The sequence below is a fragment of the Niabella sp. ZPM-14 genome (assembly GCF_055693045.2).
In genome coordinates, this window is sequence record NZ_CM181148.1 from 1,649,984 (window position 1) to 1,676,672 (window position 26,689).

Annotated in this window: 25 protein-coding genes; 14 read left to right on the plus strand and 11 right to left on the minus strand. The window is 43.6% G+C overall.

Annotation, left to right across the window (positions count from 1 at the left end; genetic code table 11):
* The 3 genes from ACU37H_RS06965 to ACU37H_RS06975 all read left to right on the plus strand — a co-directional run bounded on the left by ACU37H_RS06965 (position 1) and on the right by ACU37H_RS06975 (position 1,846).
* On the plus strand, positions 1–426 hold the full coding sequence (locus ACU37H_RS06965) for an acyl-CoA thioesterase (RefSeq protein WP_472702255.1): 426 nt from the start codon (positions 1–3) through the stop codon (positions 424–426).
* A complete protein-coding gene (locus tag ACU37H_RS06970; protein WP_472702254.1) occupies positions 407–1,402 on the plus strand; it encodes a site-2 protease family protein in 996 nt (331 codons plus the stop codon). Before ACU37H_RS06965 ends, ACU37H_RS06970 begins: the two co-directional genes overlap by 20 nt.
* A 66-nt stretch (positions 1,403–1,468) precedes the next feature.
* Positions 1,469–1,846, plus strand: coding sequence for a VOC family protein (locus tag ACU37H_RS06975; protein WP_472702253.1), 378 nt, complete (start codon positions 1,469–1,471; stop codon positions 1,844–1,846).
* A 68-nt stretch (positions 1,847–1,914) separates the two neighbouring features.
* On the opposite strand, the gene ACU37H_RS06980 is transcribed toward ACU37H_RS06975, so the two are convergent.
* From ACU37H_RS06980 to ACU37H_RS07000, 5 genes are all read right to left on the minus strand, one after another.
* Entirely contained in the window at positions 1,915–2,541 is a 627-nt protein-coding gene (locus ACU37H_RS06980; protein ID WP_472702252.1) for an FMN-dependent NADH-azoreductase, read from the minus strand.
* Positions 2,542–2,604: 63 nt separating this feature from the next.
* Complete coding sequence (locus ACU37H_RS06985; protein WP_472702251.1) at positions 2,605–3,192, minus strand: Crp/Fnr family transcriptional regulator; 588 nt, start codon at positions 3,190–3,192, stop codon at positions 2,605–2,607.
* Between the two features lie 60 nt (positions 3,193–3,252).
* The gene (locus ACU37H_RS06990) at positions 3,253–3,654 is read right to left on the minus strand and encodes a thiol-disulfide oxidoreductase DCC family protein (RefSeq protein ID WP_472702250.1); all 402 of its coding nucleotides are present in this window, start codon (positions 3,652–3,654) and stop codon (positions 3,253–3,255) included.
* Position 3,655: 1 nt separating this feature from the next.
* Positions 3,656–4,072, minus strand: a complete 417-nt coding sequence (locus ACU37H_RS06995) for a hypothetical protein (protein ID WP_472702249.1) — start codon at positions 4,070–4,072, stop codon at positions 3,656–3,658.
* Positions 4,073–4,218: 146 nt separating this feature from the next.
* Positions 4,219–5,520 carry a Gfo/Idh/MocA family protein gene (locus ACU37H_RS07000; protein WP_472702248.1) on the minus strand — a complete coding sequence of 434 codons (1,302 nt, stop codon included), beginning with the start codon at positions 5,518–5,520 and terminating at the stop codon, positions 4,219–4,221.
* Between the two features lie 270 nt (positions 5,521–5,790).
* Between ACU37H_RS07000 and ACU37H_RS07005 the strand changes: the two genes are divergently transcribed.
* Both ACU37H_RS07005 and ACU37H_RS07010 read left to right on the plus strand, forming a co-directional pair.
* Entirely contained in the window at positions 5,791–7,134 is a 1,344-nt protein-coding gene (locus ACU37H_RS07005; RefSeq protein WP_472702247.1) for a 3-keto-disaccharide hydrolase, read from the plus strand.
* A gap of 56 nt (positions 7,135–7,190) precedes the next feature.
* A complete protein-coding gene (locus ACU37H_RS07010; RefSeq protein WP_472702246.1) occupies positions 7,191–7,757 on the plus strand; it encodes a Crp/Fnr family transcriptional regulator in 567 nt (188 codons plus the stop codon).
* Between the two features lie 3 nt (positions 7,758–7,760).
* Here ACU37H_RS07010 and ACU37H_RS07015 read toward each other — a convergent pair whose 3' ends face one another.
* A complete protein-coding gene (locus ACU37H_RS07015) occupies positions 7,761–9,251 on the minus strand; it encodes a hypothetical protein (protein ID WP_472702245.1) in 1,491 nt (496 codons plus the stop codon).
* A gap of 108 nt (positions 9,252–9,359) precedes the next feature.
* Here ACU37H_RS07015 and ACU37H_RS07020 point away from each other — a divergent pair, with 108 nt between their 5' ends.
* From ACU37H_RS07020 to ACU37H_RS07035, 4 genes are all read left to right on the plus strand, one after another.
* Positions 9,360–10,703, plus strand: coding sequence for a hypothetical protein (locus ACU37H_RS07020; protein WP_494407595.1), 1,344 nt, complete (start codon positions 9,360–9,362; stop codon positions 10,701–10,703).
* A 1,011-nt stretch (positions 10,704–11,714) separates the two neighbouring features.
* A complete protein-coding gene (locus ACU37H_RS07025; RefSeq protein ID WP_472702243.1) occupies positions 11,715–12,044 on the plus strand; it encodes a hypothetical protein in 330 nt (109 codons plus the stop codon).
* A 318-nt stretch (positions 12,045–12,362) separates the two neighbouring features.
* Entirely contained in the window at positions 12,363–12,881 is a 519-nt protein-coding gene (locus ACU37H_RS07030; protein WP_472702242.1) for a hypothetical protein, read from the plus strand.
* An 11-nt stretch (positions 12,882–12,892) separates the two neighbouring features.
* Complete coding sequence (locus ACU37H_RS07035; RefSeq protein ID WP_472702241.1) at positions 12,893–14,665, plus strand: O-antigen ligase family protein; 1,773 nt, start codon at positions 12,893–12,895, stop codon at positions 14,663–14,665.
* Between the two features lie 202 nt (positions 14,666–14,867).
* Here the strand turns inward: ACU37H_RS07035 and ACU37H_RS07040 are convergent, their stop codons facing one another.
* From ACU37H_RS07040 to dacB, 3 genes are all read right to left on the minus strand, one after another.
* Entirely contained in the window at positions 14,868–15,515 is a 648-nt protein-coding gene (locus ACU37H_RS07040) for a hypothetical protein (protein ID WP_472702240.1), read from the minus strand.
* 107 nt (positions 15,516–15,622) lie between these two features.
* On the minus strand, positions 15,623–16,609 hold the full coding sequence (gene mgrA / locus ACU37H_RS07045) for an L-glyceraldehyde 3-phosphate reductase (RefSeq protein ID WP_472702239.1): 987 nt from the start codon (positions 16,607–16,609) through the stop codon (positions 15,623–15,625).
* 19 nt (positions 16,610–16,628) lie between these two features.
* Positions 16,629–18,017 carry a D-alanyl-D-alanine carboxypeptidase/D-alanyl-D-alanine endopeptidase gene (dacB, locus tag ACU37H_RS07050; protein WP_472702238.1) on the minus strand — a complete coding sequence of 463 codons (1,389 nt, stop codon included), beginning with the start codon at positions 18,015–18,017 and terminating at the stop codon, positions 16,629–16,631.
* A gap of 302 nt (positions 18,018–18,319) precedes the next feature.
* Between dacB and ACU37H_RS07055 the strand changes: the two genes are divergently transcribed.
* On the plus strand, positions 18,320–19,603 hold the full coding sequence (locus ACU37H_RS07055) for a CinA family nicotinamide mononucleotide deamidase-related protein (protein WP_472702237.1): 1,284 nt from the start codon (positions 18,320–18,322) through the stop codon (positions 19,601–19,603).
* 276 nt (positions 19,604–19,879) lie between these two features.
* Positions 19,880–21,187, plus strand: coding sequence for a dihydrolipoamide acetyltransferase family protein (locus tag ACU37H_RS07060; RefSeq protein ID WP_472702236.1), 1,308 nt, complete (start codon positions 19,880–19,882; stop codon positions 21,185–21,187).
* Positions 21,188–21,409: 222 nt separating this feature from the next.
* Here the strand turns inward: ACU37H_RS07060 and ACU37H_RS07065 are convergent, their stop codons facing one another.
* Positions 21,410–22,300, minus strand: a complete 891-nt coding sequence (locus ACU37H_RS07065) for a DMT family transporter (protein ID WP_472702235.1) — start codon at positions 22,298–22,300, stop codon at positions 21,410–21,412.
* A 34-nt stretch (positions 22,301–22,334) separates the two neighbouring features.
* Here ACU37H_RS07065 and ACU37H_RS07070 point away from each other — a divergent pair, with 34 nt between their 5' ends.
* Both ACU37H_RS07070 and ctlX read left to right on the plus strand, forming a co-directional pair.
* Positions 22,335–23,858: an arginine deiminase family protein gene (locus ACU37H_RS07070; protein WP_472702234.1), complete on the plus strand. Its 1,524-nt coding sequence runs from the start codon at positions 22,335–22,337 to the stop codon at positions 23,856–23,858.
* 74 nt (positions 23,859–23,932) lie between these two features.
* Positions 23,933–24,847 (plus strand): citrulline utilization hydrolase CtlX, encoded by a 915-nt coding sequence (gene ctlX, locus ACU37H_RS07075; RefSeq protein ID WP_472702233.1) that lies wholly within the window; start codon positions 23,933–23,935, stop codon positions 24,845–24,847.
* A 51-nt stretch (positions 24,848–24,898) separates the two neighbouring features.
* On the opposite strand, the gene ACU37H_RS07080 is transcribed toward ctlX, so the two are convergent.
* Positions 24,899–25,786 carry an SDR family oxidoreductase gene (locus ACU37H_RS07080; RefSeq protein WP_472702232.1) on the minus strand — a complete coding sequence of 296 codons (888 nt, stop codon included), beginning with the start codon at positions 25,784–25,786 and terminating at the stop codon, positions 24,899–24,901.
* 213 nt (positions 25,787–25,999) lie between these two features.
* Between ACU37H_RS07080 and ACU37H_RS07085 the strand changes: the two genes are divergently transcribed.
* Positions 26,000–26,638 carry a hypothetical protein gene (locus tag ACU37H_RS07085; RefSeq protein WP_472702231.1) on the plus strand — a complete coding sequence of 213 codons (639 nt, stop codon included), beginning with the start codon at positions 26,000–26,002 and terminating at the stop codon, positions 26,636–26,638.
* Positions 26,639–26,689: the final 51 nt, after the last annotated feature.

Below are 26,689 nucleotides of genomic sequence, written 5' to 3' on the forward strand. Positions count from 1 at the left end.
ATGTACAGCTCAGAGACACAAGTGAGGGTTCGCTATGCCGAAACCGATCAGATGGGCGTGGTGTATCATAGCCACTATTTTCAATATTTTGAAGTAGCGCGCGCCGAATGCATCCGGCAATTAGGCTTTACCTATGCTGATATGGAAAAAGCCGGCATCATTATGCCGGTCGTGGAGGTCAATTGCAAGTACCTGCGCCCCGCTTTGTACGATGACCTGCTGACTATTAGAACCACGCTTCAACAACTTCCTTCTGATCATAAGATCCTGTTTCACCAGGAAGTGTACAACGAAAAAAAGGAGCTGCTCGCCTCGGGACACGTATTACTGTACTTTATGAATGCAGCTACGAAGCAGCGAGCGACCATGCCCGAAGCACTTTACGAAAAAATCAAACCGCTCTTTAATGACAATCCCGGAGCCTGATCCACATGGGCCTGAACAGCCACCGGCTCATCCCGATTATCCACCCAAATATATTCCGGAGCGAACCGACAATAAGCAATTGCTGATAAAAGGATTGTACAGCGTCGTCATTTACCTGGGCCTGGGATATTTGCTGCTACAAAGATGGGATCTGCTATTGGTGCTCTTTGCTATAGCGCTCTTCCATGAAATGGGGCATTTTGTAGCGATGAAATACTACCGCTATGCGGATGTAGGCGTATTGTTCCTGCCCTTTATCGGGGCGTTTGTAAAGGGCAGTAAAAAAGAGATCAGCCAGAAACAGAGCGCCGTCATCCTGCTGGCAGGGCCGTTGCCGGGTATTCTGGTGGGTGTTGTGATCCATGCCTTAACAGCCGGTAATAATACCGCTTATATTGGCGATATCCCCTGGCCGTTAGTGGCGCAGTTGCTGATATGGGCCAACCTGCTCAACCTGTTACCGTTATATCCACTCGATGGCGGCCAGTTGCTCAACCGTGTGTTCCTTAACGAAGAAGGCTGGTCAAGCAATCTGTTTATCGCCTTATCAGCTGCTGCAGTGGCGGCCGTCGCTTTGATCAGCCATTTCTATTTCCTGCTCGTGTTTCCTGCACTTCTGATCTACCGGCTGGTCAGCTCCCTGAGCGTAAATAAAGTGGAACGGGAGATGGAGCGCTCCGGATTGAATATCGATCAACACTATGAAGATCTTTCGGATGAAGATTACTGGAAGATACGTGCCGTTGTAGTGAAGCATACACCTGCCTTTCAGCAGGTGCCGGCAGGACCTCCTTTTGTTTACGACGTTAAGGAAGACAAGATCGCTTTGGAAGTGGACCATTCCTTGCAGCGAAACCTGCTGATGGATATCACGCAATCACAAAAGTTCTTGCTCCTCATAGTATGGGCTTTGATCATTGCCCTTCCCTGGCTGTTACAGATTGATTTCCTGCTGATCAGGTATTTCGCGCGGTAAGGTCTACCTTTAGCGCGACGCCGCCCCATCGGCGAGCCAGTAATCGTTCATACAAAAAATCTGAAAATGAAAATACCTGCCGGCCACCAGCCTTTAATGCCTTACCTGATCCTCAAAAATGCGGACAGCTTTATAGCGTTTACCAAGATCGTGTTCGGAGCGAAAGAAATCTTTAAGAGTTACCGCGACAACGATAACAAGATCATCATGCATGCCGAGGTACAGATCAATGGCTGCAATATTATGTTTGCTGACAAGAACGAGTTTTATGACGTAGCGAACGCTAACCTGTTTATCTACGTGGAAGATGCAGATCAGACGGTTCAAATCGCTTTGGAAAATGGCTCCAAGATCATCAATGAACTGACCGACCAGGACTATGGCCGAAGTGGCGGCATCGAAGATCCTTTTGGAAATGTGTGGTGGGTGACAAGTATGAAGTGAGTGATGAGTGATGGTCAGTGAGTATGACGCACATAAATCCGTGGTCCGTGATAAGAAAACTGACTTATTCAGTCAATTGAATCGATTGCCTCATAAGCGGCTGCCTTGGAATTTTCAAATAATATCCCGCCGAACTCTTCATTATCCAAAGAAATTACAGTTATATCTTTGACGCCCATCATACCAAAAATGAATTTAAGATAGGACGTTTGAAAGTTCATATGCTCATTCTTTTCTCCCTCGCCATATCCGGTGTCTCCGCGGCTGGAAAGAATAAATAGCTTTTTATTTTTTAAAAGCCCTACATATACTCCATCAGGAAAACCCGAGCGGAATTTCCAGGTTTCGTTAATGCGCATTACCTGATCAATATAGGCTTTCAATCCGCTCGGAATAGACCAGTTATACATCGGCGTGCCAATAACATACACATCATGTTCCTTCAGCTCGTTCACCAATTCGTCACTCAGTGCCAGCGCCTCTCTGCTGCTTGCTGTGCTTTTGGATACATCGGTAAAGGCGCCGCTAATCCAGCATTCGTCAATAGCCGGTACCGGATCAGTGCCCACTTCCCTGAAAGTAAATACATCCAGCGGATGTTTGGATTGGCGATTCGCCACAAAACGATTGGTCAATGCCCGGCTGTGTGACCGTTTATCCCTGACGCTTGCATTAATGATCAGTATTTTTTTCATCTGTCTTGCTTTAATTAATAAAGCAAAAATCCCGATAGCCGACCGAAAGGAAATTGACCTGGTTCAAGATATTTTATTTTTCTTTCGTATACGACTGATCAATTCTGCGGAAATACCCAGATAGGATGCAATCAAATACTGTGGCACTTTAGCAGCAATCGCCGGATAATTTTTCAAGAAATCATCATACCGCTGCCGGGCGTCAAAAACATGGTGATGGATCACCCGCTTCTGTAGCGTCCCGACGTATCCTTCCAATATGATTCTGAAATATTTTTCAAGCGCCGGAACCTGCTGCAACAATTTTTGAAAAGAATAGTAGTCTATTTGCAGGACAACAGTTTTTTCCAAGGCCTGTATATCATAAATAGAAGGCTTTTGTTTTGAAAAACTGTCGATATCAGTTGCCCACCAATTCTCAGCGGCGAAATAGAGAATTTCTTCCCTGCCATTTTCTGAGTTGATGTAAAAAGCTTTGAGTATTCCTGAAATGACATAACTATCATGACGACAGATCTCGCCATTCCTCAAAAGAAAATCACCTTTATTCAACGTCCTTTCTCTCCAAAGGGCTTCACACAAAGCGATTTCATCAGGATTTAACCTGACTTTCTGCAATATATCATTGATCAGGGGATTATTGTGATGCATAGTCGCAACTTGATGTGATTGTTCTTGCTTGATGTTCCGCTATAGAAGCAGTATGCGCCCCTACAAAAACCGGTCTTTCAGTTCCGGGGAAGGTAACATACATTCGTCCCTTTTACCAAAAAGAGCGTACCGCCGACGGGCGATGGCGTTGTAAACAAAATCCCTGATAAAGCGGGGAACGATCAGGAACACGGACAGCAGATTGACAGGAAAAGATAAACGCCGGGCCACGCGCAACGAGGCGTCTGAACGGGTATAAGCTTTCTTTCCGTCGATATAAACAAAGGATTTTAGATGATCCTCGGGCAATCCAACGTTCATCAACAGTTTGCGGCCGGCCTCGGATTGCAATGAAGCGAATCGGAATAAGCGTTGCCTGTCCCGCCTGATAACAAACTGAACAGCACCATTGCATAAATTGCAAACCCCGTCGAACAAAATGATATGGTCACCCGCTTTCATATTATCCGGGTTGACTGACGCTGATATGCACCTTTGTCTCGCTCTTCTCCAATGTTTTGGTGGGATCCGGTGTAATGCTATCGAGCCTGAACAAATACTTGTGCTGGTCGATCGTCAGCGGATAGACATCATTTAAACCGCGGCCGCTGCAATCGGCGCCTGTGCACAGCTGGATATTCCTTTCGTTGCTGCCATTGACCACCACGTTCAGCAATGCCACAGCTTCGCCCGCTCTGATACATCGGGCATTCATCGGGCAACGGCTTTCCGCCACCTGTTGCAGCGTAATAACAGCTCCTTCGTAGGTGATCTTTTCGTTCAGCTTCAAAGCGATCGTATGCCTGGGCGCTGCTACATGCCTTGGCCCTGACCCACAAGACAAAAAGAGAAAAAATCCTATAACCAATAAATATTTCATAAGCTGTAAAAATTATAATCAACGCGTCAGACCGGGACGGTCAGACGCGTATTTAGATCTCATTCTTTTGTTCAGGGTGCAAGCCACCTAGAGTACATTCGATCTAAAGGCATTGGTGGCATGAACAAAAACGTAGTACAATTACCTTAGACCACAGGCAGCTTCCAACCGTTGTGATATGTCGGCTTTACCAGTTGGGTAGCCTTGTCCACATTGAATTTATTCTTAGCCGCATCCCAATAGATCTTTTCCCCCGCGCGCAGGGCAACATTTCCAAAATGGCTGGCGATGGCAACTTTTGCCCCGGCTTCAATAGGACAATGCAAAGCTTCTTTCTGTCTTGATTTCACCACATCAATGAAATTAACGGCATGCAGGTCCAGTCCGCGGTCTACAGATTTCGCCCAGGGAATCGACTCCATTTTATTTTTTTCGCCTTTCACTTCCCATCCCTGGCGGTTGAGCAGCAACGTACCGTTTTCACCGATGAAAGCGATGCCGTGCTGCATGCCATATAGTCCCACACCAGTTGCCATGTTGTGTTCCCAGCTCATCTGGAAATCACCGAAGTCGTACAAAGCCGTTTGGATATCGGGCGTCTCGCGTGCATCATCCGGAAAAACATATTTACCACCGGTAGCCATCACAGATTGCGGCATGCCTGCTTTCATACCCATCAATACCATGTCGATCAGGTGTACACCCCAGTCCGTCATCAGGCCGCCTGCGTAGTCCCAGAACCAGCGAAATTCGTAGTGGAAACGATTTTTATTGAACGCTCGTTTTTGAGAAGGACCGAGCCACATGTCGTAGTTGACACCGGCAGGTACAGTTGAGTTGGGAACAACAGGCAGCGGCGTAGTACCACCCCTGTACATCCACGCTTTGGTAGACGACACTTTACCCAGCTTTCCCGAATGCACAAAAGCAATAGCGTCGCGAAAATGCTGCTGACTGCGCTGCCACTGCCCCACCTGTACTACACGATTGTAACGATGCACCGCTTTCTCCATCAACTGGGCCTCATAAATCGAATTAGAAATAGGCTTTTCACAATATACATCTTTACCAGCGGCACAAGCGTCGATCATTTGCAGACAATGCCAATGATCCGGCGTACCGACAATGACCACGTCCACATCTTTATCAGCAAGCAGCTTGCGGTAATCTCCGTATATCTTTGGGCGCATGTTCAGTTTTTCCAGATCTCCCTTCCGCTGACTGATCACCTGTTCATCAATATCACATAAGGCCACACAGGTTACTTCGGGTACTTTCAACAACGCAGTGAGATCGCTCCAGCCCATTCCTTTGCAACCAATCACTCCAACTCCAATTTTATCATTGGCCGAAACGCGTCCTTTAATAGCGGCCAATAGATCAAAAGGCAGCAGGGCCCCGGCTCCGATGATAGCTGAATTTCTAATAAAATCGCGACGATGGTTCATTCGTTATATTTTTTGTTAATACTTAATGATCAGATGTTTTATGATATGATTTATATTTGACGACTTGCCAACCTTTTCTGTTGTATGGCAGGCAGCATGAATTCGAGAGATACACTCGCCTACGCATGATATCTGGCAGCAAAAAAATAAATATACACAACAATTGAGTATGGTTGTTAATCGAACCTGTAATTTTTTGATAACGAGGTGGTTCATCGCTTTCTTTAAAGACCGTCGGGGTATTAACGCTAAATACATAATTTTAGATACATGAAAAAGATCCTTTTACTGAGCGTCCTTATCGCGTTGCATGGCTTTGCTTTTGCCCAATGGCAGCAACTGTTTAATGGGAAAGACCTGAACGGCTGGAAGCAGTTAAATGGGAAAGCAACATATCATGTCGAAGACGGTGCTATTGTGGGCACGACTGTTGCAGGTGAACCCAACTCATTTTTAGTTACCGAAAAAGATTACGGAGATTTTGTGCTGGAGCTCGAATTCAAAGTAGACAGTACGATGAATTCAGGGATACAATTCAGAAGCCTTAGCAAACCTGAATATAACAAGGGACGTGTCCATGGCTATCAATTCGAGATAGATCCTTCTCCGCGTGCGTGGACGGGCGGCATTTACGAGGAGGCCAAAAGAGGCTGGCTTTATGCCCTAAATTTGAACCCCGAAGCACAGAAAGCTTTTCGCCAGGGTCAATGGAATAAAGCCCGCGTAGAATGTATCGGCAACTCCATTCGTACCTGGATCAACGATATTCCTGCGGCCCACCTGATCGACGATGCCACCGCCAAAGGCTTCATCGCCTTGCAGGTGCATGCTATCGGCAAAAACGATGTTGCCGGCAAACAGATCAGCTGGAGAAATATCAGGATTAAAACCAAAAAGATTAAACCCAGTCCGCTGCAAGGCGTGTTTGTGATCAATACGATTTCCAACAACCTGTCCGAAGCCGAGAAAAAAATCGGTGTAAAGCTTTTATTTGACGGAGCTACAACTAAGGGGTGGCGGGGCGCCTATAAAACAACCTTCCCTCAAAAAGGCTGGGTGGTTAAGGAGGGGACGCTTGAAGTGTTACCTGCCGACGGCGGCGAATCTGCCAATGGTGGTGATATTGTAACAGAAAAAGAATACAGCGCCTTTGTGCTCCAGTTTGAATTTAAGCTGACCGAAGGCGCTAACAGCGGTGTGAAATATTTTGTGACGGAAAGCGAAAAAAACAAAGGGTCTGCTATCGGTCTCGAATACCAGATACTGGACGACGCTAAACACCCCGATGCTAAAATGGGCCGCGACGGCAATCGCACGCTGGCATCATTATATGATCTGATCACATCCGATCGAAACCCTCGCGCCCGCGTTAAGATCGGAGAATGGAACCGGGGCATTATAAAAGTGTTCCCGGACAACCGGGTTGAACATTGGCTCAATGGATGGAAGGTACTTGAGTACCGGCGCGGATCTCAGGAGTTTCTCAACCTGGTTGCGAAAAGTAAATATGCCAAATGGCCCGACTTCGGCATGGCACCCAAAGGGCATATCCTGCTACAGGATCATGGCAACCGTGTTTACTTTAGAAGCTTGAAGATACAGGAGTTAAAATAGATCAAAGAACAGTGCAATATTCGTGAAAGTTACACTGTCAATTAAAACCACAACCAATGTTTACTAACCTGTTTGCCTTGTTAAATGCAGTCAATCCTTTGTCCTCTCCGTTAAAAGCGCATTTGAAATCAATTTTGATTGCAAAAGAAATACTTAAAAAAGATGTTTTACTATCAGCGGGCGAAGTATGTGAGTATATCTACTTTATAGAAAAGGGTATATTTTGCTGTTGCTATGAAAAGAACGGAGTACAGAATACATCGTGGTTCATGAGAGAGAATGATATAATTATTGCTGTAAAAAGTTTTTATACTCAAACGCCCAGTGAAGAAAGTATTGTTGCCTTAGAAAACTCTACTGTGTATGGAATAAGTTTTACAGACTTACAAAACATTTATGATCAGTTCCCGGAATTTAATATTGTTGGTAGAATCCTGACAATAAAATACTATATGTTGAGCGAAGAACGACTTCACGCCCTTCGCAAGGAGAGAGCAAAAGACCGATACTTATTTTTGTTGGATACTCAGCCTGAACTTATTGGAAGAGTACCCTTAAAATACATCGCTTCATACCTTGGAATGAACCTGGAAACTTTGAGTCGCGTTAGATCAAGTCTTTAGCGTTTAATACCATACCTGTTGGCGATCTTTGTAGGCAAATATTCTTTCAAAAATCTTAGAGCCGTTATTTTTTACCAGACGATATAAACTACCAGAGGGAACATGGTTGAACTCTATTACCGAGTCCTTAGTGCAAGGCTTTTGCAAAACTACATCCCAATTATTTTTTGCATTGAGCACATAAAGCGTATACGATTCACTTTTTGAAACCCACATTTCGCTTCCGGTATTCATTTTTGTAAGTCTCATTTTTTGTCTGTTTTGATAAGCGGGTTGGAAAAATTTTACCTTCCCTGTTGAGTCGAGCAGGAATATTTTACCGATAAAATCATATCCTTCAAAAGATGGCAATGCAACGCGATACAGGATATTGCGACCCATATTTTTAAAAAGGCCTTTACCTTTGGAAATACGTCCCCAAAAAACCGGCACCCATTGTCCATAATTGTAAACACATAAGTAAGCAAATGGCGGCGTGTTTATGTCCATTTTAATGGGAATGCTTATATCGCTTGTTGCTACATGTTCATTTGTCACATCTACCCAGTAATCATTTCTGAGGTAGTTTAGCAAAAAATCGCTCTCAACAACGTATGGTTTAATGTCTTTGTTCCAACTATTATGATTTTTAAAGGTCAATCGGAATACCTTAGCTGCTCTCCTGATACTTCTGCCAGGCCCCGCAACCATTTTATTTTCCTCACTATTCCAATATACATCCGCTGCGTGAGACCCGTTTTTACTTCCCCAATACGGGATGATGTCAACCGTAGCAGGGATACCTGCACTCCTCAATACATAAGCATTAAAAAAAGCCTCCTTCTTACATCCGCCACCCTTTAATGTAAGCATCTCTGAAAAAGACGGGTCATCAGTTATATTAATTGTATCTGCTCCATATGTAAACCACTTCGAAGCCGTGTTTACAATTAAATCGTAATAAAACTCCTTACTACTTGAGTAAACAGGGTTCGCTCGGGCTTGCATAAATTGCTGTTGCCATCTTTTTAAAAGCGTATCTGTTTGTGCCTTTAGCATGCGCCGCCATTCATCGGGGTATTCTTTATGTATTTTATATGGCAGCAGGTACTCCAAAAAGATATGTTTCGGCACATTTTTATTCCAGGGATATTTGTTCCATAAACCAACCGACCACTCTATCTCTTTTTTAATTCGTTTTGCTTCTACTAACTCCGCATCGGGTATGAATTCACCAGTGAACATCAAATTTCGTCTCTTTAAAAAAGAAGTCAAGGCTTTTGCGCTTTCAAAAGAACCCAGGCAAATGTTCGCCATACTGTCATTATTTCGAAATACGGGCTTTTCAGAAACTTGTAGTGTTATTTCTTTAATTAAAAAATGAGCCGCTTCAAGTTTTATTGAATCAGATTCATTGCTGCCTAACTGCTGTATTAGATTACTATATTCATCAGAGCTTAACGACGTGCAGGAAAATAACCAAAGCAGGAAAACAAGTAATAAAGGGTTTCTCATAGCTGAATGTTTAACTCAATACTACTGTTTTATTACAAATAAATGTTTGATAAATATCAAATATTTTAATATATATCTATGTCTATTTTCGTTTCAAATATTAAAACCATGAAAAAAATAACAATGCTTTCGTTACTGGCAGTACTATTGCTAACCTATTTTTCCTGTCGCAAAACGGACACCCAAACGGTAACCTTTAAAGACTCCTTTGCGAAACAGGCTGCCGAATTTATAAAAACACAAATTTCCGAATCAGAATACGCATCCCTGGACCTGGCTAATTACAGCCTGATGAAAAAAAGCGAAACGGAACCCATCGGCGCGCGCTTTAATGTAAAAGGCTCCAACGGAAAAAAGTTTGTGGTAGTAGGAAAAACAGATAAGGGGTTGATTGGAAACTGGGTGGATGTAACAGACATGAAGCAAGGACCGGCTATAACAGCGGGAGTATTAAAAACAAGTAATTTCTCCCGTGATAAGATATCAGAAATTTCTGTTTCAAACAACAGGGTTGTTAAAATTATGGTGACACAAAACAATAAAACTGTTGTACGAAGTGTTCAATATACGCCAAATGGTGATCAAATAAGAATTGCCAGAGGAGCGGGAATTTCCAGCCCTGATATGCCGGAAGAAGATTGGCAGTGGTTGCCGGAAGTTGTTGTATATGGATATAAAAACAATTATTCGAGTCCTACATTTTATAGTCTTTATTATTATTTTGATCGGTCTCCCAGTTACCAATACACTTACACTACTACAGATCCATATAGTCAGGGGTGCAGCAATTGTTCCACAGGTGGATATACGATTGAAGTACCTCCTGTTAATACAGATATTAACAATAATAAGCAAACAGTTGATTTGAACAAGCTTTTTAAATGTTTTAACTCAATTCCTAATAATGGAGCAAGTTACTCAATTACTGTTTATGCAGACTTGCCTGATAACTCCAACCCCGATGCATTGACGAAAAATATTGAACCTGGACATGCCTTTGTAGGATTAACAAAAACTAATGGGAGTCAATCGGTAACTAGATCGTTCGGCTTTTATCCCGTTTCTGAGAAAAGAAAAACATCAGTACTCGGTATGCCTGTAGGAAGTAGAACAGTTGATGATGGCGGGCATGAATATGACGCAGCATATACAATAACTATTGATGGATTACGATTTATGCAAGCGCAAAACCTTGCGAAAGATTATGCTAATAACAAAAAGTATGATTTAAACGACTTTAACTGCACTGATTTTGCCATCGGTATATTTAACATGGCCAGCAGTGAGTTTTTTTATATTCCTCAAACTACAATAGGGGAAGTCATTTCCCTTCGCTATGGCACTACTCCCAATGGATTGTATAAGTTTATAAAAAGCAAAAAAGAGAACGGAGATTCAAAGTCTTTAATTGGCACAAGAAATGCTGCGGGAGCAAGGGGCGAATGTCAATAACAATAGCACAGACAATACTTTCTAATTTCTACACTCTAATATAAAATAACATTGTTGTCCGACTAAAATATTAAAAATATAAGCGAAATCCTTTACAGCATTGGCTTTCAGCGATTTCCGCACATAGGGGGTTCTCCCCCCATTTTTAAGCAATAGAAAAAACGCTGAAGCGCTTGTCTATACTGAATCACAGCCATTTTAATCAAAATTTAGTCGGACAATAATGATAAAATAATATTTTATGACGAATATATCATGGAGCTTATTTTTAAAATTTTTTATAGTAAACATATGTATAATGCTGGCATATACATTTGTCATTAACTATTTATTTATAAATGCTGATAAATTTAATCCTTTAGCTGTTGGACTTAGGTTTTGGTTCTGTGCAATTTTGCACCTGTTATTCATTATTGTGACTGGGGGGATTCTCCGTATTTTTCAGCGCAAAAAATTCATTTTCTTTTTTAAATACTCAATACTAAGTTTTCTATGCAGTATTGTACTATTTTTAATCTTAGATTATTTGTTGATAGCAAATTGGACAGAATCTATAAAGGGTAATAAATGAACCTATTACCAATCATGGCTTCAAATATTCAAATCGGTACACGTAATGCAACTAAAAGCAGTAGACAAAGCAATTAAACATTATTACGTTACATGGCAATACGAGTTCTTGAACATTTTCTTTTTCACTTTGCTATAAGCTGCGTTTATAGCTCAATTATTTATTGGCGATTTTTAAATAAAGATTTTGCCACCCTTACATTTTTAGGCTACCAGCAGCTTATATATTTTGCGTTACATTTTTTTATACTTTTCGCATGCACCGGAAATCTATACAATGGCAATAAATATAAGTGGAGCTTTAAATATAATTGCATAGGCTTCCTACTTGCCTGCCTTGTTCAGTTTTTTTTGTTTGGGGATATTATTGAATATGTTGTACAAGCAATTGCCCATTAAGATAAAAGTTCTGGAATAGTATGGCACTAACCAATTTTTAGTATGCCAAAAAGAAAAATTCTTCCACGTTTAGCTATCCACCTTCTTATAGGCATTAGTTATCGATTTTTTGTGTCTGTACAGTTCCTAAAAAACGAACAAATTCAACCTATTGGCAGCGCATTTCAATTTGCTTTCTGGGCATTACGACATGCAATCGGGACATTGCTATATTGTATTGTGAGGAAAGTTTTGAATAAAGATTTTGAATTTTCAAAAGAACTTCAATATCAATTTATAGCTTACTTTATTGTATTGATATTGAATTTATATATCGCACAATTAACATCAGGATGGTTGGAAAGTATTTGGATTGCGCGACACCCTAAGTGATAGAAACATAGCAACATGAAAATCCTAATGTACATTTTAATAAACATATTATTGATCCTTTTTTACAGTATTATAAGCGATCTTCAATATAGTAAATATTATAGTCCTATCGGAGCTGGATTAAGGTTCTGGTTTTTTGCCTTCGTCCACTTAATCGGCATTTTTGTATATGGATTCGTAAAACTCATTCGTGCAAAGCGAGTGAGTTTTATTATCACAAATGTTATTATTTGGGCAGGAATTATATTTATCTCTGTAAAGTATCAGGCATTTTTTGATCAATTGTTTTGAATATTTTTTAGTAACCATACCAAAATCATGAAACAACTTTTAGGAATTATGCTAATCTTGAGTTTTTTGAACTGCAAACCACAAATTCAATTTAACGACGTCGATTCGGGCTCGAAAAAAACAATCTTGAGTTTATACAACCATCTATTAGAGCAGCCAACAGATACGGCACAGCTACGAGACACCGTGGGCTTGCAGTTTAAATTTTATGACAATGTCGTAAATACATATTTCAACAAAGAAGAAATGAGAAAAAAATATGAGCAATTCAGATACAACGGCTACCTGCAATATGAAGTACTTCGCGGGATGGATATACAAATTGATTCTATCCAACCAGGTTCCATTTTTGTAATGAGTGGTAAATATTACCTGGAACATCACAAAAAAGAAATAGGTCAAAACCAAAGCGCGCCAAACCGTTTCATAGCAGGTGTCATAAAAGCGAAGAAGCCATACCCGATGCTGGATATTGAGCTAAACAATCAAGGCAAGTTTATTTATGCAGCACCTATTCTTCATTTCGGCAGCGATACAGAGAACTAAAAATGTCTCGGTTGAGTATAAAGTATTTAATTTACAAGGTAGGTTTAGGAGCTTTAACAGGTGTGTTTGTATGGTGTTTGTATTATACACTATACAAATACACTTACTCCTTTAATTATCTACAGATTTTAGAATATGGACATTATTTAATGCTTCCGGTTGTTTGCGGTTTGCTGTCTGCCACAACAATCATTGCAGCACTTTTTAAAAGAAAATTACGATATACCTTTTTTGATCTTGCAGTGTTAGGCACATTGTTAATTTGCTGCATACCGTTGCTGATAAAATCTGAAAACTATCATTTTCAAAATGAAACGTTTTGCAATACAGTCATTTTTCTCTGTTTCTTCATCCTTCTTAGGATCGTTGGTAATAAATTTATACGCACAATCATACTGCCCATCGTACTACTTTTTTTCTCGCTCGAGCTTATTGAGGGATATATAGCTCTTGTTCAATATATGCATCATGAAGATTTACCTCTTTTAATAAAGGGCCATTTACAGAACTCCGGAATATATTCCATTTACTTAGTTATCCATTTACCGATATTAAATTACTATCTTAGCTGTCTTCACAAGAGTAAAAAACTAAGAGAAAGTTTATTGGTTCTGGTGTATAGTGCTGTCATTATTTTATTGTGCTTCACTCAATCAAGAGCCGCGATATTAGGAGCAGTTTTTTATTTAATACTGCTCTTTGTACCAAAAATAAAATTAGCCTCTAAAAAACCCTACATTATCTGTTTGTTACTTTTAGGATTAACGCTGTCCCTTTTTAGCTTAGTCTATCTTAAGCCCGCTTCTGCATTAGGCCGCTTAAATATTTGGAAAATTTCTCTGAAACATTTTCCTGAAAACATTTGGACTGGTATAGGTTACGGCCAGTTTCCCAGGCATTATCCCCAATGGCAGATCGATCACTTCGCCTCTCTACCGTTGGCAAAACTTTCCGAAACGTTAAATGCAGATGAAGTTTACGTGGCATATAACGAACCGCTTCAATTATTGTTAGAGGTCGGGCTGGTCGGATTTTTATGCTTGGCGGTACTCTTATTTATGCTGCTTTTTAGAAAGCTTAAGCAGTCTGAGCTGCTGTCGAGGCACATTCGATGCGTCATTTTAGTTCTCCTAATAACAAGTCTTTTCTCGTATGCTCTACATGTAAATGCTGTGTTGCTAATACTCGCTATTTGTGTTGCTTATTTAACGCCCAATGTTTTTTATACAATCACAATCCCTTATCAACCCGTATTTAAAATAGTTGTCTGTAGCTTTTTATCACTGCTAACATATAAATCTATAAAAGTACTTACCAATGTAAGAAAATGGGAAAAACTTCAAAATAGCCTACAGTTAACAGAAACAGCCCGGCTATCAAACTATCAAATACTTTATCCTGAGCTTTTAGATGATCACAAATTTTTACTTGATTATGGCATTGTATTATATACTGCTCAAAACCCTTCTGCTATTAGAATATTAGAAAAGAGCAACAAAAAATTACATACTGTGGCCTGCTTAAAAATGTTAGCAGAGGCTTACGAAGCTAAAAATAATATTGAAAGCGCTATTTCAATACAGCAGGATTTAAGCAATTTTATTCCATACAAATTCGCTTATAAGGATAAATTGCTTGATCTGTATCTCAAAAAAAAAGACTTTCACAATGCGTTAAAAGAAGCAAGACTCATCACTTATCTGCCACCTAAAAAAGACAATACTATTGTTCAAAATATCAAAAACAAGGCTCATCGAGTTCTGCAGCAGAAGTATCTAAGATAGATCAAAAGTTGATAAATTAAGAAGCGGGTGCAAGCCGTATTAATATATCAGCTTTCGTATAATTCTTTTATTGATACGGTCAGACGGAGACCGTCAGATCGTGTTATCAATACGTCAGACGGTGACCATCAGACGGCGTCCTCAAATTCAGGTTGTCCGCCTGCTATCTCACATTTGCGCAATGATCACTCATTCTCCCTCCTTACTTCATCCGCTCCCACACTTCATAGATGGGATCGCCTTTAGAGCTTTTGCCTGAATGGATCCACCTGCCATCTTCAAGCTTGCCATCAAATGATAATGACATGCCCACCCGGGAGCTGTCTCTTGAAAAGAATTCAATGGTTTCGGTATACTTACCGTTTTCAAAAGTGTAGGTACCGCCACCTGTTCCTGAAAACTCTCCGGTCTCGATATTGATCGCCGCCCATTGAAAACGGATAGCGGTCAGCAGTTTCAATGTTCGCCTGGATCGCAACGGGATATCGGCCATCTTGCCGTCCTGCTTTCTTTGGGTGATGCGCCAGTTACCTGCCAGGTTTTTATCTCCCTTATCCACCCGTTTCCATTTCAGCTCAAAACCTTCCACAGTAGTCGTCAGCTCATTATCAGCCAGACGGTAGGCATACGATTGTTCCTGTCCCACATCCGACTTATTAGCGCTATTGAATTGCGTCTTGATCCTGATAGAACCATCACTAATCGTATAAGGACCTCCCGAAGTCACCATGAATTTCTTTTGCGCCAGGTTATAATGTGTGAACATGCAATAACCGTCCTGCAATAACAATGCGAAATCGTCCCCTCCGTAGCTCAGCGTCCATGCGCCTTCCAGAGATTCCTGTTGCATTGCAGGGGACTTCTGTTTCATGGCTATAAAAGCACAGCAGCTAAGCAATAGCCAAACGGGCCAACTTTTTTTGAATGTCATATTTCTGCATTTAGAGGTGAGGCAATTTATGATCTTAATATGTTATCAATGGCGTTCAATTCTACTTTGTCGAAAGACTTGTTGGAAAGGCATTTTAAAGAATCGAGGAGTTGGGCTGCACTGCTGGCGCCTACCAGCACCGAGGTCACGCGTTGATCTTTCAGCAACCAGGCCAGGGCCATCTGCGCCAGGCTTTGTCCGCGATCACCGGCAATTTCGTTCAATTTTTTCAATTGGTCGATTCTTTCTTCGGTAATGGCTTCTTTTTGCAGGAACCCGTGTGCCTTGGCGGCCCGTGAGCTTTTGGGAATGCCTTTCAGGTACTTATTCGTGAGTAGTCCCTGTGCCAGCGGTGAGAACGGAATACACCCCACGCCCGCTTTTTCGAGCACGTCCAGCAACCCGTCTTCTACCCAGCGCTCATACATGGAATATTTGGGTTGATGAATGAGACAGGGTGTTCCCAGTTTTTTCAACAGCTGGATCGCCTTTTTGGCCTCATGTGCTTTGTAATTGGATATCCCGACATACAAGGCCTTCCCCTGCCTGACGATCAGGTCAAGCGCGCCCATCGTCTCTTCCAGCGGTGTGTTCGGATCCGGCCGGTGGTGATAAAAAATGTCTACATAATCGAGCTTCATCCGCTGCAGGCTCTGATCGAGGCTGCTTACCAAATATTTTTTGCTGCCCCAGTCGCCATAGGGTCCATCCCACATCGTATAGCCCGCTTTCGTAGAAATGATCAACTCATCACGATATCCTTTAAAATCTGTGTGCAATAACTTCCCGAAGTTCGCCTCAGCGCTTCCCGGAGGGGGCCCATAGTTATTGGCCAGATCGAAATGAGTAATGCCGTGATCAAAGGCCGTGTGGAGTGTTTTGCGATACACTTTCACGTCATCCACATCTCCGAAGTTGTGCCACAGACCGAGAGAGATGGCAGGGAGCAGCAGACCTGAGTCGCCGCAACGGCGGTATTCCATGTCAGCATAACGTTTTTCTGAAAATTTCATCCGTATATAGTTTTTTAGTTTAACGTGCCTTTAATATATCCAGCACTTTATACATTTTTCTGATCAGCGAATACTGGCTTCCATTGTAGTTGTTGACTATGATTGAAAAAACATATTCTCTTCCGCTGGTGGATTTTTGATAGCCCGTAAATCCTTTTACGCGGTTGATGGTTCCGCTTTTCATTTTCATCTCATTATATAAAGGTAGCGCCTCGTAAAAATCCGGGAACCAGGGCTGTGACTTCGCATACCGCAGGGCCATCACTTCTGCATGAGGTGTGATCCGGTTTTGAGGCGATAAGCCCGAACCATCGTATAAATGCAGCTCTTCAGGATCGATGCCTTTATTTTTCCAGAATTCCTGAACAGCCTCTACACCCTTTTCGGTTGTCGCCGTCCCCTTCAGCTTCAGCGCTACCGTGCGCAGCAAAGCTTCACCATACAGATTGACGCTTTTTCTCAAAAACCAGTACACGATTTTCGACAGCGACGGCGAAGTATGCGTATATACCCAGTCTACCTGGCTGTTGGCTGTTGATGTAATACTGATACGCTCTTTTATCTTTACCTTACCTTTTAATGCACCGATAAGCGTCTTCGCAAATTGCCGCGCGGGATCATACATAGAGCCCGACACTACAAAGGCACTTTGTCCGGCAGGCACGGTACCTTTCAGCACGCTGAAGTTATTTCCTTTCGATGGATAATACAGGCTGGATTGATCTCCCGACTCCCTGGCTGCCGCTTTGGCCTCTGAAACGATCGTGTAATCATATAGAAAGGGCCTGGTCTTTACAACAGTGACCGGATCGCCTATCCGCGGGCCGGACTTAACGATCAGATCGAACTGATTTTCGCGCCAGTTCAGGCCTTGCGATCCTGCGCCGTAATACTGCCCTAAATCTTCCCAGGTCCAGCGCGCCGGAAGCCCGTCATCCTCGCTCCAGCCCTTCGCGCTGATAATGATCGACTCCAATTCTTTAACGCCTTTAGCCTGGAGCGCCGATTGGATCGCCGCAAGCACCACCTCTTCTTTGGTATCCTCCCAACGCCAGCTGCCTAATGTCGGATCCCCGGAAGCCTGGATATACAGGCTTTTACCGCTCCCTGTGCTAACGATGCCAAACTTCGTCTGATAAGTAAAATCTTTTCCCAACACTTCCATCGCTGTAGCTGCCGTCACGACTTTTTCAGTAGAGGCAGGTGCCAGGCCGGTAAAGCCATTTTCTTCAAAGAGCTGTTCACCGGTTTGTGCATCGGCAACATACAAGCCTGCAGTCGCGAACCGGAGCTGCTCATCTTTATTAAACGATCTCATGGCATCCGCCAATTCCTGATTGACCTGGGCTTTAGAAACCAGCGACACGAAGGAAAACAGAACTGCCAACACTTTAACTTTCACCATCATGGAGCTTCAATATTTTTTGCTGGATAAAAATACAGGTAATACTACCTGAGACTGATTAATTGTTCCGCAATTTAATTGTTCTTACCGCTTATTTGAAATATTTCACTCATGATACTTGATCTATTCAATCCGGTCTTTAAGCCTGAAGCCAGCTTCGCCCTTCATAGGTATATCAGGTCTGCTTCTTTTTGTGTGTGTAGAATTAGCGGTAAAATCACAATCTTTGCTATCGCATGCCAAAGCATGAAGACGACTGATCAAGACCAGATCCATGTCGTATCGGAAACTATAAATCTATACGAATGCAAGCAATAAATGCTTCTATCATTACGATTGGCGATGAATTGCTGATTGGGCAAACCATCGATACCAACAGCGCCTTCATCGGCCAGGAATTGAACAAGGCGGGTATTTGGGTAAAGCGTCGTGTCGCCGTTGGCGATGTGTACGAAGATATACGGAAGGCGTTGGACGAGGAGAGAACTTATTCCCGGTTGATCCTTCTCACCGGCGGCCTGGGACCAACGGCGGATGATATCACCAAACCGCTACTTTGTGATTACTTCAACACGAGGCTGGTAAGAAATGAAGCCGTGCTCGCGCATATACACGATCTTTTCATCAATGTCTATAAAAGAAAGACCGTATTGTCGGAGCAAAACATCCGGCAAGCCGATTTGCCCGAGTCCTGTTCGATCCTGCACAATGCCCACGGATCTGCATCAGGTATGTGGTTTGAAACGGATAACAAGGCCGGCGAAAAAGTAATTGTCATCTCTCTGCCGGGCGTGCCCTACGAAATGAAGAAGATCTTTACTGAAGAAGCGCTTCCAAAGATCATAGCCTATTTCGGGGGCGATGCGGTGATCCATAAAGTATTGTCCACTTTCGGAATGGGCGAATCTACTGTAGCCGAGCACCTTTCTGATATCGAGAGCAGCCTGCCGCCTCATATTAAATTAGCCTACCTGCCGGGCTATGGTATGGTAAAGTTGCGGCTCACCGGAAGAGGCCCGGATCAAACCCTGCTGGAACAGGAATTGCAAAATTTCTATGGACAAATGAAGCAGCGGTTAAAAGCCATCACTATTGCCGAAAATGATGACACGTTGGAAATAATCATCGGCCAATTGTTGCAGCGACAGCAGAAAACGATGGCCACTGCGGAAAGCTGTACAGGCGGCTATATCGCCCACCTGATCACCAGCGTACCTAAATCTTCTTCTCACTTCAACGGGGCCGCTGTCACGTATAACAACAACGTAAAGGAACAGGTCCTGAATGTGCGGCATGAAACCCTGGAAACTGAAGGCGCAGTGAGCGAATCTACGGCCCGGCAAATGGTGGCCGGTGCGCTGCACACCTTTGGCGCTGATTATGCCGTTGCAACCACGGGCATCATGGGTCCGCCATCGGACAATGATGAAAAGCCGGTCGGAACAGTGTGGATCGCCGCAGGCAACACCAGGGAGGTGATCACTAAGTCGCTGCACCTGGGCTTTGACCGTCAACGGAATATCCAGACAACAGCACTGCAAGCGTTAAATTTGCTAAGGCAATTTATTATCGCAAATGACGTTAAATAAATGCTCACAGAGGACAAAGGGTGACGCAAAGGTTAGTTTAGGCGATAATCCGATTCATGAGAAATGCTTTGGTGTTGTTCTCGAAACAACGTTGAGCAGCGGCGGACAAACGTTAACTTCCATTTCCCTACTTTTGTGACGCACCTTGACTGGCCGTCCGCGGTCGGGCCGCTGGGGTGATCATCCAACAAAGATGAAGCGGGCATGCACGCTGAACGTCATCGGAATGTGTCAACCTTGCTCTGTCATTGTTAAAATAATTAAACGAATATCATTATGGCAACTGTTGATCTGGTAATGCCTAAGCTAGGCGAGAGCATCATGGAAGCAACCATCCTGAAATGGTTGAAAGGTGTGGGCGACGCTGTAAAAATGGATGAAACCGTGCTGGAAATTGCTACTGACAAAGTGGACAGCGAAGTGCCCAGCACAGCAGAAGGTACGATTACGGAAATCTTATATAAAGAGAATGACGTCGTGCCTATTGACGCCGTCATTGCCAGGATCCAGACCAGTGGCGACGCGGCAGAAACGGCAAGGCCGGAAGAAAAAGTTGAGACGCCACCTGCACCCCGCACTGAAAAAGAAATCGAAGCGGAAGTTGTGTCTACCACATTGAAGAAGGAACATAAATCCAGGAGCCAGTCGGCAAGATTTTATTCCCCATTGGTGCTGAACATAGCGGCGCGCGAAGGGATCCCGTTGAGTGAATTAGAGCAGTTGGAAGGAACGGGTAACGAAGGCCGTGTCACTAAAAATGACCTGCTTCGCTATATCGCCGAAAGAAAAGGCTCCGCAAATACGGTCGTGTCCAAAGAAGTATCCGCGCCTTCAGCCGTGCCCGCAGCATCACAAGGTACCAGCACCTATACCGGTGGCAATGTGGAAATCATCGAAATGGACCGGATGCGCAAGCTGATTGCAGAACACATGGTACGCAGCGTACATACCAGTCCGCACGTCACCAGCTTTAGTGAGGCCGATGTCACCAACCTGGTTCAGTGGCGCGAATCCGTAAAAAAAGATTTTGAAAAACGTGAAGGCACCAAGATTACTTTTATGCCTTTGTTCATGGAAGCCATTGTAAAATGTATAAAGAGGTTCCCCATGATCAACAGCTCCGTTGACGGAGACAAGATCATCATAAAGAAAGATATCAATATCGGGATGGCCACTGCATTACCCAATGGCAACCTGATTGTACCGGTTATCAAAAATGCCGATCAACTCAACCTGGTGGGCCTGGCCAAGCAGGTAAATCACCTGGCCAATGCTTCGCGTAACGGCAAGCTCAAAGCAGACGACACACAGGGAGGTACTTTCACCCTGACCAATGTGGGCACGTTTGGCAGCCTGATGGGCACGCCGATCATCAATCAGCCCCAGGCAGCGATCATGGCGGTAGGCGCTATCAAAAAGCGCCCGATGGTTATTGAAACGCCGCAGGGCGATTCCATCGCTATCCGTCACATGATGTACATCAGCATGAGCTACGACCACCGGATCATCGACGGCAGCCTGGGAGCTACTTTTGTAACAGCCGTTGCCAAAGAGCTGGAGAACTTCCAGGGAAAGGAATTTTAGCTTTTTATATATTACTTAGCTCGTCTAACCTCTTTAAAGGATAAAGCCGTCCGGCTGATGGTTTCGGGCAGACTCATCTGAGGAGGAATAACAGATGTATTCATCGAAGATGGGAAAGCTATTGCGATACTATTATCAGCTCATAGACGCAACCCTATATGGTCAATAGAAGTCCAAAATTGGCCAGGGCATTGAAATCATATTATCTGATCACGATCTCTTCTACACATACACTTTAATCGCCTTCCTATGATTCCGCTTCAGCACCATCATGTGCAATACCAACGTGGACATGATCACGGCAGTGCCCCAGTAAAAACCCTGGTTAAGTACCTGGTTTTCTTTAAACAGCACAAAGGCCATCAGGATACCATACACTGGCTCTACGCTATAAGACAGGTTCACTGTAAAAGCAGACAATTTTTTAAGGGCGTTCATGGCAAACTGGAAAGCGATCACAGAACACAACCAGGCCAGCATCAATAGCCAAAGAAAATCACTGAGCGAAGGCAATAAGCTTTCCACCGGAAAAGCGCTCAGGTAAAAAGGCATCACCAGCGAAAGCGTCACAAATCCGCCGGTCATCTGCCAGGTCAGTACGGTCTGACTGTTGATCCTGTTGAGCTTCAACTTCAATAATATTGGAAACAAGGCCCCAAAGAAAGCGGCGACCAGCCCCAGCGCAATTCCCAGCTTAAAAGTGGTGTCGAAATGAAAGATCAGCCAGATACCAAACACGTTCAGCAATCCAAATAACAGTTCCAGCCGGTTGATACGGACGCGGTTGATCAGGGGCTCTAAAAAGGAGGAGAAAAAGCTGATCACGGAAAAGCATACCAATGCGATCGAGACATTTCCATACTTGATGGAGGCATAAAAAAACACCCAATGCAGGGCGCTGATAAAGCCCACACCAGTAAGCTGCAGCATGTCCTTCCACCCTATTTTCTGAAGTTGCCGGGTAGACAGAAACAACACCCATAGGGTGACTGCTGTAATCAGCAAGCGATACCACACGATCAGTCCTTCATTCAGGGTGATAAGCCGGCCAAGCACACCGGTGAAGCCGGCAAGCAATACCGCAATATGTAATTGTAAAAACGATTTCCGCATCGGGCTGCAAGCTAAGTAAAATAGTCCATGATCAATGGACCATCGGCGATGGACTATTGCCTGTCTTTGCTTAATTTTGAGCGAGCTCAAAACGGCTCAGCTCCGCACTATTATGCATACAAAAGATATTAATGTAACTTCTGAAATAGGGCCGCTGAAACGACTGCTTGTGCATAGCCCGGACAGCGGCCTCGGAAAAGTCGTTCCTTCCAAAGCGCAGGACTGGCTTTTTGAGGACATCGTGCATCTTGAAACGATTCGCCGGAAAGAATACGATTATTACATCAAGCTGTTGCTTTATTTCCTGGATCCCGAAAAGATCAAAGGCAAACTGGCCCATATCGATGACAAGAAAAATGACTTCGATTTTTTCAAGCCGGCCAGCAAGGATTTTTATAAATCGACCAACGTCATTGAAATCGAATGGTTGCTGGCGGAGATCCTCGAACAAAAAGACATCCGGCTCAAACTGGTGGCTTCCGTTTGCGCCATCGAACACTGTTCTTATGAATTGCAGGACGAGCTGATGCAAACGGATTCGAAAGAATTGGCGCATGTTTTTATTACCGGCACTTACTACAACGAGAGCGATATGCTTTTTCCGCCAGTGCCTAATTTTATTTTCACCAGGGATATCGGCATTGTGATCAATGATCACATCCTGCTCAACAAACCGGCTAAACAGGCGCGCACGCGGGAGGCTTTGCTGATGAAGTATATTTTTTACAATCATCCGCTCTTTGCCGGTTACAGAGATAAGATCATCGAACTGCCCGAAAGCGTTCAGCAGTTCTTACTTCCTGCCGACTCTGAAGAAAAACCGGTAACCCTTGAAGGTGGCGACGTGATGGTAATGAGCTCTGATCATGTGTTGATCGGCGTAAGCGAACGCACATCGCTGGAAGCAGCACATATGGCAGTTAAAACGCTCTTCGAAAAAAATGTGGTGAAAAAAGTGACCGTGGTAAAAATTCCGAAGAAAAGGGACTACATGCATATCGACACTATTTTCACGCAAGTGAAAAGAAATATGTGGGTATTGCTGGGTAAGTTCTCAAAAAAACATGTGAAGAAAGAAGATGCGGATGATATTCAAAAAGCGCTGGATACCCGCAAAAAAGAAGAAGGCATCAGCGCCATTCAATTCAGAAAAAAAGATATCGCCAACCCGGTTCACTTCGACAACCTGGAAGATCTGTTGACGGATATCAGCAAAAACGACCTGGGTAGTACGGATAAGGTGAAGTTCATCTATTCCGGTAACAGCCAGTTTCCTTTCGATGTACGCGAGCAGTGGACAGACAGTTGTAATCTGCTGGCGCTGAAAGAAGGCGTAGTTGTAGGATATGACCGGAACAACAAAACGCTGCAGGCCTTTATCAAGGCAGGTTTTACCGCTGTTCATGTGAAGGATCTGTTGCAGCAGCTGGAAGAGGATCAGATCACGGTTGATGAGATCAAGAACACATTTATCATCATGCCCTCGGCTGAACTGTCGCGCGCGCGGGGTGGCTTTCACTGCATGAGTATGCCACTGCTTCGCAGTGAAATTAATTGACAAGTTGAAAGGTTAACAGGATAATACAGAATACCCTTTTCAATTTTTCTACATTAAACTTTTCAACTTCTCCCATGACCACCTCCACTTTATTAATGATCCGTCCGGCGGCGTTTGCTTTCAACCCGCAAACCGCCGTCAATAATGCCTTCCAGGAGAAATCGGAGGAGTCCGGTGTGCAGCGGAAGGCATTGCAGGAGTTTGATGAATTCGTGGCGTTGTTAAGGCTCAATGGAGTTCATGTTACCGTGATCCAGGATGAACCGGAACCGCACACACCCGATTCAATCTTTCCTAATAATTGGGTCTCTTTTCATGAAGACGGCACCATCGTGCTTTACCCGATGTTCGCTCCCAACCGGCAGCTGGAACGGAGCAAACGGGTGCTGCAAAAAATCGGCGAATCGTTTTTTGTGCGCACCAGCATTGACCTTACCGAATACGAGCAAAGGCATATTTTCCTGGAAGGAACCGGCAGCATGGTGCTCGACAGGGACAATGAACTGGCCTATGCCTGTCTGTCACCCAGAACCTCTCCCTCTGCTCTTTATGACTTTTGTGATGCGATGGGATATCAGCCGGTATTGTTCAATGCGGTGGATGCTAATGGCAATGATATTTATCATACCAACGTGATGATGTCTGTTGCAGACGAGTATGTGGTGATCTGTATGGATGCTGTAAAGGATAGCGTTCAGAAGGAAATGCTGCTTCATAAATTCGCGGAGACAGACAAAGAAGTGATTGATATTAGCCAGGAGCAGATGCACCAGTTTGCAGGAAACATGCTCCAGGTACAAAACATAGCAGGCGCGCCGCTCCTCGTCATGTCAACAGCAGCTTATCAAAGCCTGACCGAAAGCCAGATCACACAACTGGAATCTTTCAATCCTATTATCCATTCGCCGCTGGATACGATTGAAAAAAATGGCGGAGGGAGTGCCCGTTGCATGATGGCCGAGATCTTTCTTCCGATGAAAACAACATAGGTCTGACAAGGCTTTCCGTCGCAGCGCCGTTTGCCCGGAAGGCGCACGTTTTTAATCCAGCGTCTTTTTCAACCCTTCCTTGAAACTCATTGGTTGATATCCCAACTCCCTGTTTGCTTTGGTGATATCCAATCCACCTTTTAACGGACGCAACGCTACTTCCTTAAAGGTTTCGCGGGTGACGGGGGTAAGCTGGTGGTCGGTGACGCCCAGGTAATCCGCTGTTGCAAGCGCCATGTCATAAGGCGTGAGCAAATCGGGACCGGCAAGATTGAAAACACCTGTAGCCCGCCGTTCAATTATGGTAGCAATGCCCTTTGCCAGATCAGAGGCGTGTGTCGGCGTGCGCGATTGATCGCTTACGACCTTGAAAGGTTCATGCTGGCGGATCTTTTGGGCAATCAGGGTGATAAAGCTGTCCCGGCCATAAAATGGTTTGCCATACACAAATACGGTACGAACAATGGCCCACCCATGTTGGTATTCCATCACGGCTTCTTCTGCCTGCAACTTGGTTTTGCCATAATAGCTGATAGGATCCGGGCGATCTTCTTCGGTATGCATGCCCTTCTCTCCGTTAAAAATGAAATCACTGGAAAGATGCACAAAGAAGGATCGATAGGTTTCTGCATTGAGCAGTAACTGCACCGTACCAAATACATTGGCATCAAATGCATCTGCCTGCCTGAGCTCACATTCATCAGGTTTGCTCATGGCGCCGCAATGCACGACTACTTCAGGCTGCACAAACTCGAACGCATCATGTAGTGAAAACGGATCTGAAAAATCCACCTGGATAAACCTGTAATTCTTATGGGTAGTAAAAGAAGAATCGTCACCAGTGCGCGAAGAAGCAAACACCTCATGCCCTTCTTCTAATAGTTGATGTACAACATAACTTCCTACAAAACCGTTGGTGCCGGTGACCAATATTTTCATCCTTATATTTTTTGTTTTTATCCGACATAGCGGACGTTTAATCTCTTCAGATAAGCATCCACCCCGGTACAGATGGCGAGGGCATTCTGCGTGTAAAAGACGGACGTTTCACCTGGTAAATTGTTCGAGCCCAAATTAGTAAATATTAAACAATGTCCGTGCAACGTATTAAAAAAGCTCCCCGTCATTTTCAGCAACCAATTAAAAAAAATTATGAAAAAAACCACACTAACTGTGCTGCTCGCCGGCTTCAGCTTCCTTGCAGCTAACGCACAAATGGACAAAAACACCTGGATCTTCGGAGGCACCGCCTCATTTACCCAAGGCAAAAATGGAGAGAGTGATTTCCGCAATTATGTTGAAAAATCGAAGAACGGAGCATTTGACCTTTCCATTGGTAGAGCCATTAAGCAAAACAATTTCCTGGGAATTGATTTGTCGTACTCTTTTTACACATTAGCACCACAACCATCAGATGCAGGGGCAAGGGCCACCAGCAGAAGTAAAGGCGTCGGCATTTTTTACCGGGGCTATAAGCCGTTAGGTAATCATTTTTATTTCTTAGGCCATGCCAATGCCATGTACATCAATGGAAGATCAAGAAATTCTATGGATCCAACTTATAATCAGCGGCATAATTCAGGCCATCTTTCATTTTCGCCCGGTATTTCCTATCAGGTACTGAAGAATATCCATATGGAATTGGCTATATCCAATATTGCTTCGGTCGGTTACTTTAAAAATACATACGATGACAATACAAGAGGAAGCTCATCTTTTGCTTTTAATACAAGTCTGAGTAACTCTCTGCTCGAAAGCTTCAGTATTGGTTTTAAGATTTTTATTCCTTAAAGGTCACTAATCAAAATGGCCCGCGATGCATATCGCGGGCCATTCTTATTT

Excerpts from the sequence above, each read along its gene's own strand:
- ACU37H_RS06965 (WP_472702255.1), top strand. The coding sequence starts at position 1 with ATGTACAGCTCAGAGACACAAGTGAGGGTTCGCTATGCCGAAACCGAT.
- ACU37H_RS06970 (WP_472702254.1), top strand. The coding sequence starts at position 407 with ATGACAATCCCGGAGCCTGATCCACATGGGCCTGAACAGCCACCGGCT.
- ACU37H_RS06975 (WP_472702253.1), top strand. The coding sequence starts at position 1,469 with ATGAAAATACCTGCCGGCCACCAGCCTTTAATGCCTTACCTGATCCTC.
- ACU37H_RS06980 (WP_472702252.1), bottom strand. The coding sequence starts at position 2,541 with ATGAAAAAAATACTGATCATTAATGCAAGCGTCAGGGATAAACGGTCA.
- ACU37H_RS06985 (WP_472702251.1), bottom strand. The coding sequence starts at position 3,192 with ATGCATCACAATAATCCCCTGATCAATGATATATTGCAGAAAGTCAGG.
- ACU37H_RS06990 (WP_472702250.1), bottom strand. The coding sequence starts at position 3,654 with ATGAAAGCGGGTGACCATATCATTTTGTTCGACGGGGTTTGCAATTTA.
- ACU37H_RS06995 (WP_472702249.1), bottom strand. The coding sequence starts at position 4,072 with ATGAAATATTTATTGGTTATAGGATTTTTTCTCTTTTTGTCTTGTGGG.
- ACU37H_RS07000 (WP_472702248.1), bottom strand. The coding sequence starts at position 5,520 with ATGAACCATCGTCGCGATTTTATTAGAAATTCAGCTATCATCGGAGCC.
- ACU37H_RS07005 (WP_472702247.1), top strand. The coding sequence starts at position 5,791 with ATGAAAAAGATCCTTTTACTGAGCGTCCTTATCGCGTTGCATGGCTTT.
- ACU37H_RS07010 (WP_472702246.1), top strand. The coding sequence starts at position 7,191 with ATGTTTACTAACCTGTTTGCCTTGTTAAATGCAGTCAATCCTTTGTCC.
- ACU37H_RS07015 (WP_472702245.1), bottom strand. The coding sequence starts at position 9,251 with ATGAGAAACCCTTTATTACTTGTTTTCCTGCTTTGGTTATTTTCCTGC.
- ACU37H_RS07020 (WP_494407595.1), top strand. The coding sequence starts at position 9,360 with ATGAAAAAAATAACAATGCTTTCGTTACTGGCAGTACTATTGCTAACC.
- ACU37H_RS07025 (WP_472702243.1), top strand. The coding sequence starts at position 11,715 with ATGCCAAAAAGAAAAATTCTTCCACGTTTAGCTATCCACCTTCTTATA.
- ACU37H_RS07030 (WP_472702242.1), top strand. The coding sequence starts at position 12,363 with ATGAAACAACTTTTAGGAATTATGCTAATCTTGAGTTTTTTGAACTGC.
- ACU37H_RS07040 (WP_472702240.1), bottom strand. The coding sequence starts at position 15,515 with ATGCAACAGGAATCTCTGGAAGGCGCATGGACGCTGAGCTACGGAGGG.
- mgrA (WP_472702239.1), bottom strand. The coding sequence starts at position 16,609 with ATGAAATTTTCAGAAAAACGTTATGCTGACATGGAATACCGCCGTTGC.
- dacB (WP_472702238.1), bottom strand. The coding sequence starts at position 18,017 with ATGATGGTGAAAGTTAAAGTGTTGGCAGTTCTGTTTTCCTTCGTGTCG.
- ACU37H_RS07055 (WP_472702237.1), top strand. The coding sequence starts at position 18,320 with ATGCAAGCAATAAATGCTTCTATCATTACGATTGGCGATGAATTGCTG.
- ACU37H_RS07060 (WP_472702236.1), top strand. The coding sequence starts at position 19,880 with ATGGCAACTGTTGATCTGGTAATGCCTAAGCTAGGCGAGAGCATCATG.
- ACU37H_RS07065 (WP_472702235.1), bottom strand. The coding sequence starts at position 22,300 with ATGCGGAAATCGTTTTTACAATTACATATTGCGGTATTGCTTGCCGGC.
- ACU37H_RS07070 (WP_472702234.1), top strand. The coding sequence starts at position 22,335 with ATGGACCATCGGCGATGGACTATTGCCTGTCTTTGCTTAATTTTGAGC.
- ctlX (WP_472702233.1), top strand. The coding sequence starts at position 23,933 with ATGACCACCTCCACTTTATTAATGATCCGTCCGGCGGCGTTTGCTTTC.
- ACU37H_RS07080 (WP_472702232.1), bottom strand. The coding sequence starts at position 25,786 with ATGAAAATATTGGTCACCGGCACCAACGGTTTTGTAGGAAGTTATGTT.
- ACU37H_RS07085 (WP_472702231.1), top strand. The coding sequence starts at position 26,000 with ATGAAAAAAACCACACTAACTGTGCTGCTCGCCGGCTTCAGCTTCCTT.